The sequence below is a fragment of the Glutamicibacter sp. 363 genome (genome assembly GCF_052379505.1).
Classification (GTDB): domain Bacteria; phylum Actinomycetota; class Actinomycetes; order Actinomycetales; family Micrococcaceae; genus Glutamicibacter.
Window position 1 is genome coordinate 92,691 of sequence record NZ_JBQSYR010000004.1, and the last position, 14,879, is coordinate 107,569.

The 14,879-nt window shown below is 61.8% G+C and carries 16 protein-coding genes; 9 read left to right on the forward strand and 7 right to left on the reverse strand.

The window, feature by feature from the left end:
• Positions 1-46 precede the first annotated feature (46 nt).
• Together ACT3UA_RS03800 and ACT3UA_RS03805 are read right to left on the reverse strand one after the other, a co-directional pair.
• The gene (locus ACT3UA_RS03800; RefSeq protein WP_444615596.1) at positions 47-364 is read right to left on the reverse strand and encodes a heavy-metal-associated domain-containing protein; all 318 of its coding nucleotides are present in this window, start codon (positions 362-364) and stop codon (positions 47-49) included.
• Positions 365-407: 43 nt separating this feature from the next.
• Positions 408-737 (reverse strand): metal-sensitive transcriptional regulator, encoded by a 330-nt coding sequence (locus tag ACT3UA_RS03805; protein WP_444615597.1) that lies wholly within the window; start codon positions 735-737, stop codon positions 408-410.
• Positions 738-1,073: 336 nt separating this feature from the next.
• On the opposite strand from ACT3UA_RS03805, the gene ACT3UA_RS03810 reads away from it, so the two are divergent.
• Positions 1,074-2,216, forward strand: a complete 1,143-nt coding sequence (locus ACT3UA_RS03810; RefSeq protein WP_444615598.1) for a lipid II:glycine glycyltransferase FemX — start codon at positions 1,074-1,076, stop codon at positions 2,214-2,216.
• Between the two features lie 14 nt (positions 2,217-2,230).
• Positions 2,231-3,505 (forward strand): carboxylate--amine ligase, encoded by a 1,275-nt coding sequence (locus ACT3UA_RS03815; RefSeq protein ID WP_444615600.1) that lies wholly within the window; start codon positions 2,231-2,233, stop codon positions 3,503-3,505.
• Between the two features lie 38 nt (positions 3,506-3,543).
• Here the strand turns inward: ACT3UA_RS03815 and ACT3UA_RS03820 are convergent, their stop codons facing one another.
• Positions 3,544-4,140 carry a CGNR zinc finger domain-containing protein gene (locus tag ACT3UA_RS03820; RefSeq protein WP_444615601.1) on the reverse strand — a complete coding sequence of 199 codons (597 nt, stop codon included), beginning with the start codon at positions 4,138-4,140 and terminating at the stop codon, positions 3,544-3,546.
• 94 nt (positions 4,141-4,234) lie between these two features.
• Here ACT3UA_RS03820 and ACT3UA_RS03825 point away from each other — a divergent pair, with 94 nt between their 5' ends.
• The 5 genes from ACT3UA_RS03825 (at position 4,235) to ACT3UA_RS03845 (ending at position 8,949) form a co-directional block, all read left to right on the forward strand.
• Positions 4,235-5,293 carry an LLM class flavin-dependent oxidoreductase gene (locus ACT3UA_RS03825; protein ID WP_444615602.1) on the forward strand — a complete coding sequence of 353 codons (1,059 nt, stop codon included), beginning with the start codon at positions 4,235-4,237 and terminating at the stop codon, positions 5,291-5,293.
• A gap of 53 nt (positions 5,294-5,346) precedes the next feature.
• On the forward strand, positions 5,347-5,982 hold the full coding sequence (locus tag ACT3UA_RS03830; protein ID WP_096286201.1) for a cysteine hydrolase family protein: 636 nt from the start codon (positions 5,347-5,349) through the stop codon (positions 5,980-5,982).
• Between the two features lie 100 nt (positions 5,983-6,082).
• On the forward strand, positions 6,083-7,327 hold the full coding sequence (locus ACT3UA_RS03835) for a CynX/NimT family MFS transporter (protein WP_096286203.1): 1,245 nt from the start codon (positions 6,083-6,085) through the stop codon (positions 7,325-7,327).
• Positions 7,328-7,412: 85 nt separating this feature from the next.
• Entirely contained in the window at positions 7,413-8,585 is a 1,173-nt protein-coding gene (locus ACT3UA_RS03840; protein ID WP_096286205.1) for a histidine kinase, read from the forward strand.
• 199 nt (positions 8,586-8,784) lie between these two features.
• Positions 8,785-8,949: a hypothetical protein gene (locus ACT3UA_RS03845; RefSeq protein ID WP_176484169.1), complete on the forward strand. Its 165-nt coding sequence runs from the start codon at positions 8,785-8,787 to the stop codon at positions 8,947-8,949.
• A gap of 114 nt (positions 8,950-9,063) precedes the next feature.
• On the opposite strand, the gene ACT3UA_RS03850 is transcribed toward ACT3UA_RS03845, so the two are convergent.
• Positions 9,064-10,002: a DMT family transporter gene (locus tag ACT3UA_RS03850; protein ID WP_176484170.1), complete on the reverse strand. Its 939-nt coding sequence runs from the start codon at positions 10,000-10,002 to the stop codon at positions 9,064-9,066.
• Positions 10,003-10,073: 71 nt separating this feature from the next.
• Between ACT3UA_RS03850 and ACT3UA_RS03855 the strand changes: the two genes are divergently transcribed.
• Both ACT3UA_RS03855 and ACT3UA_RS03860 read left to right on the forward strand, forming a co-directional pair.
• Positions 10,074-11,003 (forward strand): LysR family transcriptional regulator, encoded by a 930-nt coding sequence (locus ACT3UA_RS03855; RefSeq protein WP_096286211.1) that lies wholly within the window; start codon positions 10,074-10,076, stop codon positions 11,001-11,003.
• Positions 11,004-11,130: 127 nt separating this feature from the next.
• Positions 11,131-11,949, forward strand: coding sequence for a PspA/IM30 family protein (locus ACT3UA_RS03860; RefSeq protein ID WP_096286213.1), 819 nt, complete (start codon positions 11,131-11,133; stop codon positions 11,947-11,949).
• Between the two features lie 82 nt (positions 11,950-12,031).
• Here ACT3UA_RS03860 and ACT3UA_RS03865 read toward each other — a convergent pair whose 3' ends face one another.
• The 3 genes from ACT3UA_RS03865 to ACT3UA_RS03875 are packed head-to-tail and all read right to left on the reverse strand — an operon-like array spanning position 12,032 to position 14,843.
• Positions 12,032-12,895: a hypothetical protein gene (locus ACT3UA_RS03865; RefSeq protein WP_444615604.1), complete on the reverse strand. Its 864-nt coding sequence runs from the start codon at positions 12,893-12,895 to the stop codon at positions 12,032-12,034.
• On the reverse strand, positions 12,892-13,581 hold the full coding sequence (locus ACT3UA_RS03870) for a response regulator transcription factor (protein ID WP_096286217.1): 690 nt from the start codon (positions 13,579-13,581) through the stop codon (positions 12,892-12,894). The genes ACT3UA_RS03865 and ACT3UA_RS03870 overlap by 4 nt, the downstream gene beginning before the upstream one ends.
• Positions 13,569-14,843 carry a sensor histidine kinase gene (locus ACT3UA_RS03875; RefSeq protein WP_096286219.1) on the reverse strand — a complete coding sequence of 425 codons (1,275 nt, stop codon included), beginning with the start codon at positions 14,841-14,843 and terminating at the stop codon, positions 13,569-13,571. Before ACT3UA_RS03875 ends, ACT3UA_RS03870 begins: the two co-directional genes overlap by 13 nt.
• Between the last annotated feature and the right edge of the window lie 36 nt (positions 14,844-14,879).

A 14,879-nucleotide genomic window follows, 5' to 3' on the forward strand; every position in this document is an offset into this window, starting at 1 on the left:
GGTCTGTAGAACGCTCGTCCCGTATCCGCGCCTGCGCGGTGGGTTCCTAGCTGCCGACGGATTCGAGGGTGTACCCAGCTTCTTCGACGGCCTGGCGAATCGTCTCTTGCCCCACGGCGCCGCTGGTGCTGATGATTGCAGTTGAGACCCCCTTGGCGTCCAAGATGATCTCGACGTTCTGGACCTCGGGGATTTCTTTGAGTTCTTCGGTTACCGAAGAGACGCAATGACCGCAAGTCATTCCCGAGATCTTCAGTTCGGTATGACTGATGATGGGCGTAGCCTCCGGACGCGGAATGATCTGCAGCCCCTGGCTGGTGGGCTTTGAATTATCGGAACATCCGCAGTTGCAGGCATGGCTCATGTTTGGATCTCTTTCGTTGAAAAGGGTGGAAAGTCTTCGAGGATTAGCGCAGCAACCGGGAGATGGCTGCGGTGGCTTCGGAGATCTTGACCTGAACGATGCTCGCATCCCCGGATTGGATTGACTCTTCGGCGGCACCCACCACGCAGTGGCCGATATGGTCTTCGACTAGTTGAAGGCTGACCTTGTGCAAAGCCGCGTTGATGGCCGAGATCTGGGTGAGAATATCAATGCAATATTTGTCCTCATCCACCATGCGGGCAACACCGCGCACCTGTCCTTCGATACGGTTCAGGCGCTTTCGCAACGCCTCCTTTTCGGGAGTGTACCCGTGGGGTGCCGTGGGTTGCGCCTGCTTAGTTTGAGAGTCCATACATCAATAATACCCCCGAGGGGTATTATTTGCACGTGACCTCGATGGTGACTTTCGGCAAGAAACTTACTTGCCGAACTGAGTCTCCGCATGAGTTCCTCTGGCTCGTTGCCTGCCCCTGGAAATCATGTGCCAGGCGTGCCCTGCAAGTTCTGTCCGCTAGGGCTCACGTCTTCAACTGGTTTCCGGCAAGAGCACGTGTCCAATTGCTCACAGCCTGGCACCGCGCATCAGCTGGTCTGTGCCAATGATCCTGCGAGTGATCTTCGGCGCGAGGGCCGCTGGCGGTATGTCTCATCCCGAGGGTGGTGCGTAAACCACGATAGGCTTCTACGTGTGAGCCACAATGAACTTCGCGTGCGTCCGATATCCAGCACCGAGCACTCCGCGTTCCTTGCTACCGCGCAAGATGTCAGCTTCCTTCAGCGTCCCGAATGGGCACAGGTCAAGGGAGGCTGGCGGGGGGAATCGCTCGGTTGGTTCGATAGCGACACCCTGGTTGGAGTCGCGTTGGTCCTGCACCGCCACGCGCCGGTGATCAAAAAGACCCTCGCCTACATTCCCGATGGCCCGGTCATTGATTTCGCAACATATGACCCGCAGGCTGTGCTTTCCATACTCGCTAGCTATCTGAAAGACCGCGGTGCCTTTCAGCTGCGCCTCGGCCCGGGGCTGACGGTGCGCACCTGGGGTGCGGCGGCTGTGCGAAAAGCATTTGGCAAGGAAGAGCTCGCTTCACTAGCGGACCTGGAAACCGTGTCGGTCAATGAAGAAGCCCATAAGCTCAACGAGGCGCTCGGCGACTTGGGGTTCACCAAGCAGGACGTCGGAATGGACTTCGCCGCCGGGCAGCCGGAGTACGTGGCACGGGTTGCGTTGCAAGATAACGCGGGGAACCAGCTGGATACCGACCAGGTAATGGCTTCCTACTCCTCATCCACCCGCAACGAAACGCGCAAGTCGCTCAAGAGCGAGCTGAAGGTTGAAATCGGGGAAACCCAGGACATGGCACGCTTCCATGCCCTGTATAACCACACGGCCGAACGCCAAGAGTTCACCGGTCGCCCGCTGAGCTATTTCGAAAAGATGCACACGGTGCTTAATGCCGCGGTACCCGGCTCCTGCACCCTGTACATCGCCAGCCACGAAGGCGTAGACCTGGCCTCGGCTATCGTGCTGCGCTCAAGCAACCTTGCCTGGTACCTCTATGGAGCCTCGTCTTCGGAACAGCGCAAGCTCTTCGCCCCCAAGGCATTGATGCATCACATGATTTCGGATTCCTCCGACGCCGGATGCCGGTACCTGGACCAAGGTGGCGTCAGTGCCACCTTGGATGGGGCGCACCATCTGGCAGGTCTGACCAAATTCAAGACCAACACCGGCTGCGACATTGTGCAAACCAATGGCGAATGGGATCTTGCGCTGAATAAGCCGCTTGCCTGGGCATTTGAGAAGTACATGAACTGGCGAAAGAAGTAGGAACCAAAAACCTTATGGCAATCGATAATTCTCAGCCATTCGTTCCCGTTATCCTCGGCGGAGATATCGGCACCTATACCCTCGCCCGCGAATTCTATGAGGCGTACCAGGTGCGCTCGGTCGTGGTCCCTGCCTCAGGCAATGGCGTCATTGAGCACTCGGTGGCTATCGAACTGCATCCCATTGGGTCCATGGTTGATCAGGGGCGGGTAGTAGAAGAACTCATCGCCCTGGCCAAAGAGCTTAACGCCGAAACGGCTCGACCGCTGATGCTCTTTGGTTCCCTCGATTTCCATATCATGCTGATCGCCGAGCACCGTGCGGTGTTGAGCGAGTATTTTGTCATCCCCTACCCGGAATTGGGAACAATCGAAGGCGCCGCGCTGAAGGAAAACTTCTACGCGCTCGCCGACCGGCTGGGAATTGCCCACCCGCGGACCGCCGTCTACCGTGCCGGAGATGACCTGCAGGAGTTGGCGCAGTCGCTGACCTTCCCGCTGATCGGTAAGCCCTCGAGCTCGGGGGACTGGATTGCCGCCAAGTTCGAAGGCAAGCAGAAAATCCACACCCTGCAGAGCATCGACGAACTTGAGGACCTGCTGACTCGTATCGACGCGAGCGGCTACACCTCGGGATACATCCTGCAGGAATATATCCCCGGTTCGGATGACGCGATGCGTCTGTGCACTTATTTCGCTACTCAGGACAAGAAGGTCATCTTCGCCGGATACGGCGAGGTGGTGGTCGAAGAGCACGCGCCGCTGGTGCTGGGCAATTCCGCAGCCATCGTCACCGGGCAGCATGACCAGATGTCCCAAGATGGCGCCCGCCTGCTCGAAGAGCTCGGCTGGCAGGGGATCGCGATGATCGATGCCAAATACGACCACCGCGATGGATCCATCAAATTCTTTGAAATTAATCCTCGTCTGGGACGCAATCATTATTATCTGACGGCGGCCGGAGTCAATCCTGCGCGTTTTTACGTCACCGAATTCTTGGGCGTCGAGTTTGACCGCTCTGACCCGCATACCAATGCGGTCATCGATACGGGAATCGGAATCTTGCAGCTAAGCCGCCAGCAACTTTTTACCGTGCTCCCGCACCATTTGCTGCGGCGCTTCTTGGATAGCGAAACCGGGCAGAAGGCCGCCGCATTGCTGAAGGCGGGGAAGGTTTCCAACCCGCTGAAATTCAAAGCAGAGAAGCACCCTCGCCGGAAGTTCTATCTGCTGCTCAATGCGGTCAACCACTACCGCAAGTACAAGAAATTCCCGCCGCGTAGCTTGTAAGTATCTACGTTCGGCAGTTGTCAGCCTAGGCCTTGAGCCTAGGCTGAGCTCTTTAACGCCTTCTCGCGTTTGCGCGCGTACGCACGAGCAGCGCGGACTCGGTCCCCGCAGCGGGTCGAGCACCACTGCCGGCGTCCATGGGTCCTCAGCAAGAACCGCTGGCAGGGCTCGGCTTCGCATTGCGCCAGCAACGCTGACTCTTCCGAAGCTAAAAGCGCCGCGGCATCTTCGGCGATCACCGACATCGCATATTCCACCAGACGGGTCACCGGGTGCTCGGTCGATCGGTAGAACCCGGTGTCGGGGGAGTAGCGCAGCAGTGGAATATGCGGTGCCGCGGTTAGTGCCTTGTTCAGCCGATCCAGGATCTGCGGGTCGAATGACTGCCCCGCCGCGCAACTGGAGAAGGCTTCGCGCAAGTCTGCGCGCAATCCGCTGAGCCTGTTCTGGCAATAGGACTGCAAAGCGGCATCTTCGTCGACCAGCTCGCGTTCCTTGAGCCATGAGGTGGTTTCCTCGGGGGAGTCCAGCTCGTCGACAATCCTCCCGCCGGGTAGCTGGATCACGCTGTTGACCAGGTCGATGCTCAGGTGCTTTTGTGTGCCGGGGGCTGGGGGTAGCAATGCTTCGGACATACTTCTCATGGTATCAGTAGATATTTATCGTGAGGGCGTGTTACCTTAGTATCACGCTATAAGTCGATTTTATCCGTGATAAAGAGGTTGTATTTTGTACCCCGCACCAAAGTTTGGATCCGCACCCTTTGCGCTCAATGCCCATACCGGTGGCAGCGTTGGAGTGGGACGCACCGCCCAAGAAGGCTTTAGCTCGCTGATCAAGCTCGCACGAAGAGCCGACGAACTGGGCTACCACCGTTTCTGGATGTCCGAGCACCACGCGATGCCAGGTCTGGCGGTGTCCTCACCGCCGCTGGTGCTCTCGCGCCTGACCGCAGAAACCGAGCGAATCCGGCTGGGCGCCGGCGGAGTGATGCTCCCGAACCACGCACCGCTAGTCATCGCTGAGCAATTCGGAACGCTGGACGCGCTGGCCCCGGGCCGCATCGATCTCGGGCTCGGCAGGGCACCGGGCACCGATCATGCAACGGCCGCCGCGCTGCGCCGGGGCGAAGGAGCGAATGACAACTTCGCCCAGCAGGTTGCCGAGCTGATGGGATTCATGAATGACGACTTCCCCGAGGGGCATCACTACAGCACCGTCCATGCGGTCCCGGGTCCGTGGCAGGCCAAGGAAAACCGGGTTCAGCACCCGCAGCTCACTCCCGAGCTTTGGATGCTCGGCTCCTCGCCGTACTCCGCTCAACTGCCTGCAAGGCTTGGCCGCCCCTACGCCTTCGCCCTGCAATTCGGGGATGCCGACATCGATACCGCCATGCGCATCTACCGGGACAATTTCGAACCCTCCGAAGTGCTCGATGCGCCCTACTCCATGGTCAGCGTCACCGCGGTGGTCGACGAAGACCCGAACGAGGCCAAGCGCCAAGCTTCCAGCATGGCCATGGCAATGCTGCGCATGTTCAAGCGCGAATCCTTCACGCTGCTTTCCCCCGAAGAGGTCGCGGCCTTCGACGGAACACTCAACGAACGGTCCATCATCGAGATGTACACCGAACGCGCATTCACCGGCACCGCGGCCACCGTAGCAGGTCGCCTCGAAAGGCTCCAGGAGCAAACCGGAGTTGACGAGATCATGCTGGTCATTGGGACCTACTCGGCAGAGGCGGAGATCAACACCCTGGAACTGCTGGCCAAGCACTACGGCGCATAGGCCGCCTGCATCCGACTCAATCGCTTTACCCGACAGAATAACCAGGAGAAAATATGAACACCCCACGCCGTGCCCTGATTGTCATCGACGTCCAGCAGGAATACTTCGAAGGCCTGCTGCAGATCCAGTACCCGCCACGCGAACAGTCCCTGGCCCGCACCGCCCAGGCGATCGACGCCGCGCAGAGCGCCGGAATTCCGGTATATATCGTGCAGCACCAGCTCCCGGCCGAAGCACCCGTATTCGCAGATGGTTCGGCAACCTTCGAATTGAACCCGGAAATCGCACGGCGTGCAGACAAGGCCGCGAAGGTCTTCACCAAGGCCTACGCCAGCGTTTTTGCGGGCACCGAGCTGGAAAGCTGGCTGCGCGAAAATGAGATCGACACGATCGCGGTGACCGGATACATGACGAACAACTGCGTGCTCGGCTCCGTGGCCGCCGCAGAACCCCTGGGCTTCAAGGTTGAGGTGCTCTCGGACGCAACCGGCGCCATCAACATCAGCAACGAAGCGGGTTCCGCCAGCGCGCAACAGGTCCACGAAACCTTGATGGCGCTGCTGCACTCCAACTGGGCTGCGGTGGCAACCACCGAGGCATGGATCGGCGCGCTCGACGCGGGCGCAACGCTGGAGGCGAGCAACCTGGTCGTCTCGGCGATGGAAGGCCAGAAGCAGCACCGGCAGTAGCTTGGCAAACAGGCGGCGTGAACTTGACAGTTCACGCCGCCTGTTGCGTAAGAGGTCATCAAGGGCCAGTTACCCGATGTTCGCTGGCTAGGATGAAGCCATGGACTCCAAACACCCGGTACTGCCCAAGGGCTTCGGCGCGCTGCTGATCATCGCCCTGGTATTTGCGGCATTGAACCTGCGCCCGGCGGTCACCTCACTTGGTTCGCTGCTGGACCCGGTCATTGACGGTCTGGCCATGAATGGCTTCGTCGCCGGGCTCATCACCGGAGTTCCGCCCCTTTGCTTCGCGGTGCTCGGGCCGCTGGCACCCAAGCTGGCCGGAAAACGTGGCCCAGAAGTAGTCGTGATCGCCGCCATGCTGGCAATTCTTCTTGGTCTGGCTTTGCGTTCTGTGGCGCCCAATACCTGGGTGTTCTTCATCTTTACCGCGGTGGCGCTGGCCGGCATCGCGGTCGGAAATATCCTGATGCCGGTGCTCGTCAAGCGCTGGTTTCCCACAAAAATCGGCATAGTCACCGGTGCCTACACCACCGCGGTGGCCCTCGGCGCCTCGGTGGTCGCAACCGTCGCGGTGCCTGTCAACGATGCAGTGGGCGGCGCCTGGCGAAGAGGACTGGGGATTTGGGCGATCCTTGCGATGATTGCGGTATTCATCTGGGTCGTAGTCTTTTTCGGGTTGCGCAATCAGATCGCGCAGCGCCAGCTGCCTTCCTCGAACCTATCCGTCGCCGCCTCGGAGATCGGGCCGATGAGCCGCAACGCCACCGCGTGGTGGGTGGCACTCTTTTTTGGTGCGCAATCCACCGTCGCCTATATCCTCATGGGGTGGGCGCCGAAGATTTTCACCGACTTCGGCGTGGATCCAGCGTATTCCGGGGCACTGCTCGGGGTAATCCTCGGCGTCGGGGTGCCGCTGTCCTTCGTCATGCCGGCGCTCGCAGCAAGGTTCTCGCATCAGGGGCCGCTGGTGATTATCAATGGCATCGCCGGGATACTTGCGGTGATCGGCATATTCATCGCGCCGGTGCAGGGAGCCTTTATTTGGGCGGCGCTTTTAGGCATCTGCGGTTCGAGCTTCCCGCTGGCGCTGACCATGATCGGGCTCAAGGCGCATACCGCCGCTGGGGTGAGCAAGCTTTCCACCTTCGGGCAATCGGTGGGCTACCTGATCGCAATTCCCGGGCCCTTCCTCGTCGGGGCCCTGCACGAGGTGACCAATTCCTGGACCACGCCGCTCTTGCTGATCGCTGCGGTGATCATTTTCCAGACGTTCACCGGCATCATGGCGGGCCGGCCTCGATTCGTCGAGGACAACGGAACCCCAATTCGCATCGATGCCTAGCCCGCCAAGAGCTTTCCGGATCGGTTGACCTGCCATCGGCGACTTGGATCCCGAGGTTTGGGCGGGAGAGACATAGACTGAGGCAGTGGAAGAAAACGGCAGCCTGCGCATCAGTAAGAGTCTCTGGGCAGCGGCCATATTTCTGGCCGTCATGCTCCTCTGCCTCGTTGGCGATCCCGCAGGGTGGGGACAATCTCCTGACCCTGCAGGCTTAGTCGCCGCCGGTATTTTTGCCGTCGGGTTCGCCGTCCTTTCCGTACTGCAAGACGGTTTTCCGCGTGTGATCATGTTCATCGCAGCTCTGGGGATCTGTGCCTGGCTCACGCTTGAACTGCCGCATATCGCACTAGTGATCCCCATGCTTTATTTTCTCGCGGGGACAGCTCGCGCCGGGCACCGCACCTTCGCGTTGCTCAGCGCGACGGGCATCCTGATCTTCGGCATGACGCTACAGCTGATCCAGCGGCAGGCGCCCGCAGAAATCTTCGGCTATGAGCTGCTGGCCTTCGCCGCGCTGGCGCTGCTGGCCGTTGCCTTCGGAGAACTGCGGGAAAACCGCAAGATCCTGGGTGAGCACATGGAACAGCTCGAGAACGTCGCCCGCCGGGCGTCGAACGCGGAAACAGAACAGCAGCAGTTGATCAAACGCGCACGGGTGACCTATCAGCTTCATGACGAGATTGCCCACAATCTCGCGGTGGCTTCGTTGCATACTAATGCGGCCCTCGACTCCGAGCTGACCGATACCAGCACGGCATTGCGCCTGATCCATGTGCGCCAGGCGGTGACCGGGGCGTTAACGGCCCTGCGCCGTACCTTCGATGCCTTGGGGCATCAAGAACTTCCCGAGGAATTATCCGCCACCCTCGAAGATGTCGAACGCATTGCCACATCCCTGCGCGACGCCGGAATCGAGGTGAGCATCCATAGCTCCGGGCTTGGGCACACCGCGAATTTCCCGCAGCTAGCCATGCGGATTATCCGCGAGGCCGCCACAAACGCGGTTAAGCATGCGGATCCGAGCGAAATAGTTATTTGGATCCGCGAAAATGATGATGAGAACCAGACTCCGCATTGGACCGTGTCGGTGCGCAATAACGGTGTTCCTAGGCCCAATCCGCAAGCCCGTCCCGGGCAGGGCCTGACCCGATTGCGTACGGCAACCGAAGAGGACGGCGGAACCATAGAGTGGGGACGGCTGGGTTCGAACTACCTGCTCTCGGCAACCGTGCGCAAAGAAAATGAGCAGAAACCCTAGCCTCCAGGCCCGCCAATGGAAGCCAGTAGTTCGCCGGAATGCCGCCACCTGCCTTTGGGCAGCTGCACCTGGATCTTCCCTAGTGAAGCCCGAGCCAAAGTAGCTATAGCCGGGTTCGAAAACCGGGCGTAGAGTGAAGGCACCAAACGATGCGGCACTTGCGACAGCGCGGGGCTCGCACAAACTATGGGAGGTCGAGATGGGCGATTTTCGGGCATACACCATGGAGGAACGGGCCACATATTTGGCACCGTCTTGCGCGCGCTGCGGGCAGCACCGGCATGTGGTGTGGGAGAAGGTCAAGGACACCGAAACATATCTTCCACGCGATGCCGGGTGCTCAAATGAGGCCTGCACCGCCTAGCGGATGACCATTCGGTGCCTCTCCGCAGCGCCATTTCGTGCCGCCGCGGGGCTGTGGGCACCCCATTGCCTTGCCGGGCCGGCAAGTTTTCCCGGCCCGGGGCATCTTGCACGATCATTTATAGGCCACCGGGGCTGGGGCCTGCGGGCGGCTCGGTCCGCTAGCCCGCCAGCGCCGCTCGGCACGGGCGCCCCACCAGGTGGCAAAGAGCAGCACCGCGGCACCAGTGTATCCGAGTGCGCCGATGCGCTCGCCTGCAAGAAGCACCCCGACCAGCAGCGCCCATCCGGGTTCGGTGCCAAGCAGCATGCCCGCCCGTGATGCCGAGGTGTGCTTTGTCGCCCACAGCTGCCCGAGGAACGCGAAGATGGTGCAGCCGAGGCAGAGATAGCCAATGGTGAGCCAATTTGCGGCACTGAAGTCGGGTAGATGCTCCAGCAGCGAACTTCCGCCCCACGCGGCAAAGATGGCCGCGCCAAATACGATCTCCATCGTGGTCAAGCCCAGCACGTCGGCGTTCTTGCCGACGGTGAACCGCGCCTCGGCCACACCGAGCAGGGCGCGGGTTGCCGCCGCGGCGAGCATCAGTCCGTCGCCGAGGTTGAACTCGGAAAAACTCTGCCCGCCCACGAGCAGCATGATCCCGATCAGGGCAAGCAGAATGCTTGCGACCAGCGAGGGGGAGAGCCGTCTTTTGGTGAGTGCGGATTCGAGGATCGGGGTGAGCAGGATGGACAGGGCGATGATGAGCCCTGCGTTTGTGGCGCTGGTGAGCGTGACCCCGATGGTTTCCAGTGCGATGGTCGCCGCGCGAAGCGTGCCCAGCATCATGCCAGGAAGGGCCGAATCCCGGAGTCGGAATTGGGGGCGGGCCAGATGCACGCACAACAGGATCGCGGCCGAGGGGAGGAACCGGGCGCACATCACCGCGGCGGCCGAGGAGGCCGCCGCCAGGTCTTGGGTTGCCAGATAGCTCCCGCCCCACATGATTGCGACGATCAGGAGCACCAGGTCGGGAAGGGCGCGGCGAAGGCGGGGAAAAGCGGAGGTCATGCTTTTACGGTAGAGCGGCATTCTATGCAGAACAACGGGCAGTATCTTCACCATCGCGTAAGCTGAGCTTCATGGAAGTGCATCATCTTCGAACTCTTCGGGAGCTCAGGGACCGGGGCTCGGTCACCGCCGTGGCGCAGGCGCTGCATCTGTCTGCCTCCGCCGTGTCCCAACAGCTCGCTTCGCTGCAGCGAAGCGTTCAACTGCCGCTGACCGAGCAGCGCGGACGCGTGCTGGTGCTCACTCCCGCGGGGGAGCGGCTGGCGGATGCCGGCGGCGAGGTGCTCGAATCCCTGGCTCGCGCGGAGAACTCGGTGGCGGACTATCTCCTGGCGCGCCGCGAACCGGTTTCGGTCACCGCCTTCCACAGCGCCGGCCTGGCCTGGTTTCCGCCGCTGATCGCCAGCAGCCTGGCCGACCCCGAGGGGCCGGCGGTGCGCTGCCGTGACGAGGATGTATCGATCAACGGTTTCATCGATTTGGTCGGCGACCACGATGTGGTGATCGCCCACCGCCCGCTGGCCTCGGATCCCTGGCCGGGCCAGCGGGTGCATGTCACCCCGGTGCTGCAGGAGCCGATTGACTTGGCGATCCACCGGGAGCATCCGCTGGCGAAGCAGCAGACGGTGAGCCTGGCGGATCTGGTGGGGGAGACCTGGGTCGCGGCCCATGAGGGCTTCGCGCTGGAGCCGCTCCTCGTCCAGGCGATGTTTGCCAGCGCGGGTACGCCGATCCAGATCACGCACCGGGTGAATGAGTTCAATCTGGTGGCGGCCATCATCGCCGAGACTCGCATGGTGGGACTGCTGCCGCGGTACACCGGATTGATTCCATACTTCCGGGAGCACGTGGTGCTGCGCCCGATCCGGTCACTGGCCCTGGGTCGGCACATCGATGTGCTGACCAGGCCGGAGGCGCAATCCCGGGTGAGCACGCGCAGCGTGATCGAGCGCATTGTCAAAATTGCCGAGGAGACCCGCCGCCAGGCCGAGAGCCGCTAGCGAGCTACCCCGGCCCCGGGCGGAGCCGGGAAAACACGCTCGACGCACCGCGGAATCTTGACGCGCAGTTTAGCGCTGGGTGCCGCGTCGCATAGAGTTAAAGCTGCGGTTAACGAAGGGACGCACCATGGCCAAGAAACGCTCAATTTGGGCCCGTATTTTCGGGATCGGCAAAGCCAACGCCAATGCGGCACTCGACGCGCTCGAAGATCCGCAGAAGATGCTGGACCAGCAGGTCCGCGACTACACCAACAACATTGCCCAAGCAGAATCGGCGGTGGCTCAGACCATCGGCAATCTGCGCATGGCCGAGGACGACCAGGCCAAGGCGATGGAAGAGGTCAAGTCCTGGGGCAAGAAGGCGCTTGCGGCCTCGAATAAGGCCGAAGAGTTCTCCACCGCCGGGGACTCCGCCAATGCGCAGAAGTTCAATCAGCTAGCCACCGTCGCGATTCAGCGCCAGATGGCGGCGGAGAAGAAGGTCAAGGACCTCGCTCCGCGCATCGCCTCCCAGCGTGAGGTGGTGGCCAAGCTCAAGGACGGACTGAACACCATGGGCGCCAAGCGCGTGGAACTTGTCGCCAAGCGTGATGAGCTCGTCGCCCGTGCCCGCAATGCGAAGACCCAGGGCCAGATGATGGAGACCCTGAAGGCCTTGGACTTGAATGATCCGACCTCGGAGATCAGCCGCTTCGAAGATAAGATCCGCCAGGACGAGGCGAAGGTCCGCGGTGCTTCGGAACTTGCGGCCTCCTCGCTCGACTCGCAGTTCGCCGCGCTGGAAGATTTGGGTGAAGAAACCGAGATCGAGGCCCGACTTGCGGCGATGAAGGGCGAGCAGAACGTGCTCGATGAATCCCCAGCGCCGCAAGCCGTTGAATCCCAGGCTCCGCAGATGTCTGAAATCGAGGCTCGGCTGGAAGCCATGAAGAAGAACCAAGCCTAGTCTTAAAATGAATGCTGGCCTCGGGCCGACGCGGATATCCGCGTCGGCCTGAGGCCAGCTTCGTCCTACCGGAAGATAACGCCTATTTCGTTGGCGTTGTCGCTTCCGCCCCGGGGCGCAGGACCACGTTCCCGGCCGAGACCTCAACCTGAACCTGGTGCTCCGAGGCGGAGTTGACGCTCAGGCCGTTCTCCACGCCGCCGGCCGAAACATCCTGGAGCACGTTGTATTCGGTATCCGGCAGGGTCAGTTGCAGCATCCCCGCGCTGACTTCTGCCTGGACGCTGCGCGGCGCGCTGCCGGTGAAGGTGCTGTCGATGCGGCCGGCGGAAACATCGAAGTTCGCGCTCTGCACGTCAGCCATGTCGATATCGGTTTTCCCGGCGCCCAGTTCCACGCTCAAGCCCTTGGCCGAGCCGGTAGCATCCAGGGTGCCGCCGCTCATCTCCATGACCAGGTCGTTGAAGTTGCCATTGACCGAAAATTCTCCGGCGGACATCTTCAGGTCCGCATCGAGCGTGCCTTCGTTGAGCGAACTAGGCAGCGTCAGCGTGACCTCGTTTTCATCCCAGTCGCAACCGGTGAAGCACCAGTCGCCCCAGTCGTTGGGCGAACTGACCAGCAAGGTGCCGGCGTCGCGGCGGAGTTTCCATTCGCCGCTGCGTGCGCTGCGCACTTCCAGCGTTGCCTCGGGAACGTTGGCGAAGAGCACGGTGAACCTTCCGGCATCCGCGTCTACCTCCAGTGCGGTGACGCCAGCGGCGCCGACGCTCTGCGAGCTGCTGGAGTTGGCGAGGCTGTGTGAAGCACGCCAAGCCGAGGTGGCGATCACCCCGAGGATGACCAGTGCGCCGATGAGGCCCAGCACCAGGGTCAAGGTTTTCTTCGAACCGGCGGGTTGCGGATTCTGCGGTGCAACCGGCGCGTTGATGGTTGGGGAGTTCATGGGTTTGTCCTGTCGCTGCGAGTGGTGCCCAAAGTTTGGATATGAGCCAGGGCGGCGAGCACACGCCGGTTTCCCGTCCCATCTGCCTCGAGTCCAAGCTTCTGGAAGATCGAGGTAATGTACTTTTCAACGCTTGCCTCCGAAAGGAACAGCAAGGCGGCAATGGCCTGATTCGATTTGCCTTCGGCCAGCGCCGTCAGCACGCTGCGTTCCCTATCGGTCAACCGCTGCATCCGGTCATCGTGATTGCGTCTGGTCAACAGCTGTGCCACCACCTCTTGGTCGAGTACCGTGCCGCCGTCCGCGATCTGCTCCAGGGAAGCAATGAATTCGGTGACATCCGCAACGCGGTCCTTGAGCAGGTAGCCCAGGCTTCCGGACTGCATGGAGATCAGCTCCGAGGCGTAGCGTTCCTCCACATACTGGGAGAGCACCAGCAAGGGCAGCTGCGGGTAGTTCTTGCGTACTTCAAGCGCGGCGCGGATTCCCTCGTCGGTGTAGGTCGGAGGCAGCCGCACATCCAGGATGCAGATCTGCGGGAATGCCGAGGCCTCGGCTTGGGCCAGGAAATCCATAAGTCCGCCGGTGTCGGGCAGGTCCGCGACCACCTGATGCCCGGAGTGGTCCAGCAGCCTGACCAGGCCTTCGCGCAGGAGCACCGAGTCTTCGCAGATCAGGACGCGCATGGCACGTTCACCTCCACCGCGGTCGGGCCGCCTTGCGGGCTGTCCAGGCGCAGTGTGCCCCCGGCAGCCAGGACGCGGTTGTTGATCCCATCCAGTCCGCCGCCGGGCAGGATCTGTGCCCCGCCCACCCCGTTGTCCTCGATGCGCGCGAAGAGCCAGCGCCTGCCGGCCTCCTCGCGTTCGCGCACCGTCACGCGGCAGGTCGCCGCCCGGGAATGCTTGGTCGAGTTGGTCAGCGCCTCGGCAATCGCGAAGTACACCGCCGATTCGCTGTCCCGCGGGTAGCGTCCGGAAAGCTGCACATCGAGTTGCACCGGAATATGGCTGCGTCCGGCCACCGCGGACAGGGCCGCATCCAATCCGCGGTCATCGAGCACCGAGGCGTAGATCCCGCGGGTGAGCTGGCGCAGCTCGGTGATCGCCGACTTGGTCGAGGCATGCGCCTCGGCGATCAGCTCCTTGGCCTGCGCCGGGTCCTTGTCGATCTGCTGATGGGCCAGGCCCAGGGTCATGCCCACCGAAACCAGCCGGGGCTGGACCCCGTCGTGCAGGTCGCGCTCGATGCGGGTGCGTTCTACCTCTGCGGCACGCACCGCGCCTTCGCGCTGGACCGAGCTGGTCCGCACCCGTTCGGTCATGGCCGATTCACGGGCAATCGCGCCGATGATGGCGCAGGTGACCGCTCGGTGCAAGAAGGCCAGGCCGACTATCACCGCCGCACCCAGGAGGGTGAAGAGGAACAGCCAGGGGGCCTGGGAAGCCGGAACCAAGAGTCCGAAGGGACCGGATACGGTGTCGGCATCGCTCAGCGGAGCGAAGCCGACGATGGCGGTATGCACCGTCCACTGCAACGCGCCGATCATCAGCGAGCCGAAGATGCAGGAGAGCACGAAGCTGCCGAAGGAGGCCCACATGCGTCCGCTGGCGAGGTTGCGCCCCAGCGAGCGGAGATATTCGCCGAAACCTTCACGGCGTCGTGGACGCCAGGATAAGGTGGCGACGTTCAGGTCATAGAGCCCGGAGACGCGCTGTATTTCGAGCCAGGAGAGCCCGAAGAGCGCGTAGAGCAAGCCGATGAGCACGATGATGCCGAATCCCAGCAGGAATATCAGCGCAGCACCCGCTGCGAGCCAGCCGAGCAAGAGCCAGGAGATGGCGGTGCCGACGCTGCCCAGAACTGCCAGGTGAAGAATCGTCAGTCCGATTCTCAACGGTGGCCGGACGGTGTTCTCGTCCGGGAGAAGCTTTGGTGATGAAGTCATAGCTCAACAGTATGCTGACGTGGCTTCCGGCAACAT

Bases quoted from the DNA above. Each gene is read 5' to 3' on its own strand.
- ACT3UA_RS03800 (WP_444615596.1), bottom strand. From the start codon at position 364: ATGAGCCATGCCTGCAACTGCGGATGTTCCGATAATTCAAAGCCCACC.
- ACT3UA_RS03805 (WP_444615597.1), bottom strand. From the start codon at position 737: ATGGACTCTCAAACTAAGCAGGCGCAACCCACGGCACCCCACGGGTAC.
- ACT3UA_RS03815 (WP_444615600.1), top strand. From the start codon at position 2,231: ATGGCAATCGATAATTCTCAGCCATTCGTTCCCGTTATCCTCGGCGGA.
- ACT3UA_RS03820 (WP_444615601.1), bottom strand. From the start codon at position 4,140: ATGTCCGAAGCATTGCTACCCCCAGCCCCCGGCACACAAAAGCACCTG.
- ACT3UA_RS03830 (WP_096286201.1), top strand. From the start codon at position 5,347: ATGAACACCCCACGCCGTGCCCTGATTGTCATCGACGTCCAGCAGGAA.
- ACT3UA_RS03835 (WP_096286203.1), top strand. From the start codon at position 6,083: ATGGACTCCAAACACCCGGTACTGCCCAAGGGCTTCGGCGCGCTGCTG.
- ACT3UA_RS03845 (WP_176484169.1), top strand. From the start codon at position 8,785: ATGGGCGATTTTCGGGCATACACCATGGAGGAACGGGCCACATATTTG.
- ACT3UA_RS03850 (WP_176484170.1), bottom strand. From the start codon at position 10,002: ATGACCTCCGCTTTTCCCCGCCTTCGCCGCGCCCTTCCCGACCTGGTG.
- ACT3UA_RS03855 (WP_096286211.1), top strand. From the start codon at position 10,074: ATGGAAGTGCATCATCTTCGAACTCTTCGGGAGCTCAGGGACCGGGGC.
- ACT3UA_RS03860 (WP_096286213.1), top strand. From the start codon at position 11,131: ATGGCCAAGAAACGCTCAATTTGGGCCCGTATTTTCGGGATCGGCAAA.
- ACT3UA_RS03865 (WP_444615604.1), bottom strand. From the start codon at position 12,895: ATGAACTCCCCAACCATCAACGCGCCGGTTGCACCGCAGAATCCGCAA.
- ACT3UA_RS03870 (WP_096286217.1), bottom strand. From the start codon at position 13,581: ATGCGCGTCCTGATCTGCGAAGACTCGGTGCTCCTGCGCGAAGGCCTG.
- ACT3UA_RS03875 (WP_096286219.1), bottom strand. From the start codon at position 14,843: ATGACTTCATCACCAAAGCTTCTCCCGGACGAGAACACCGTCCGGCCA.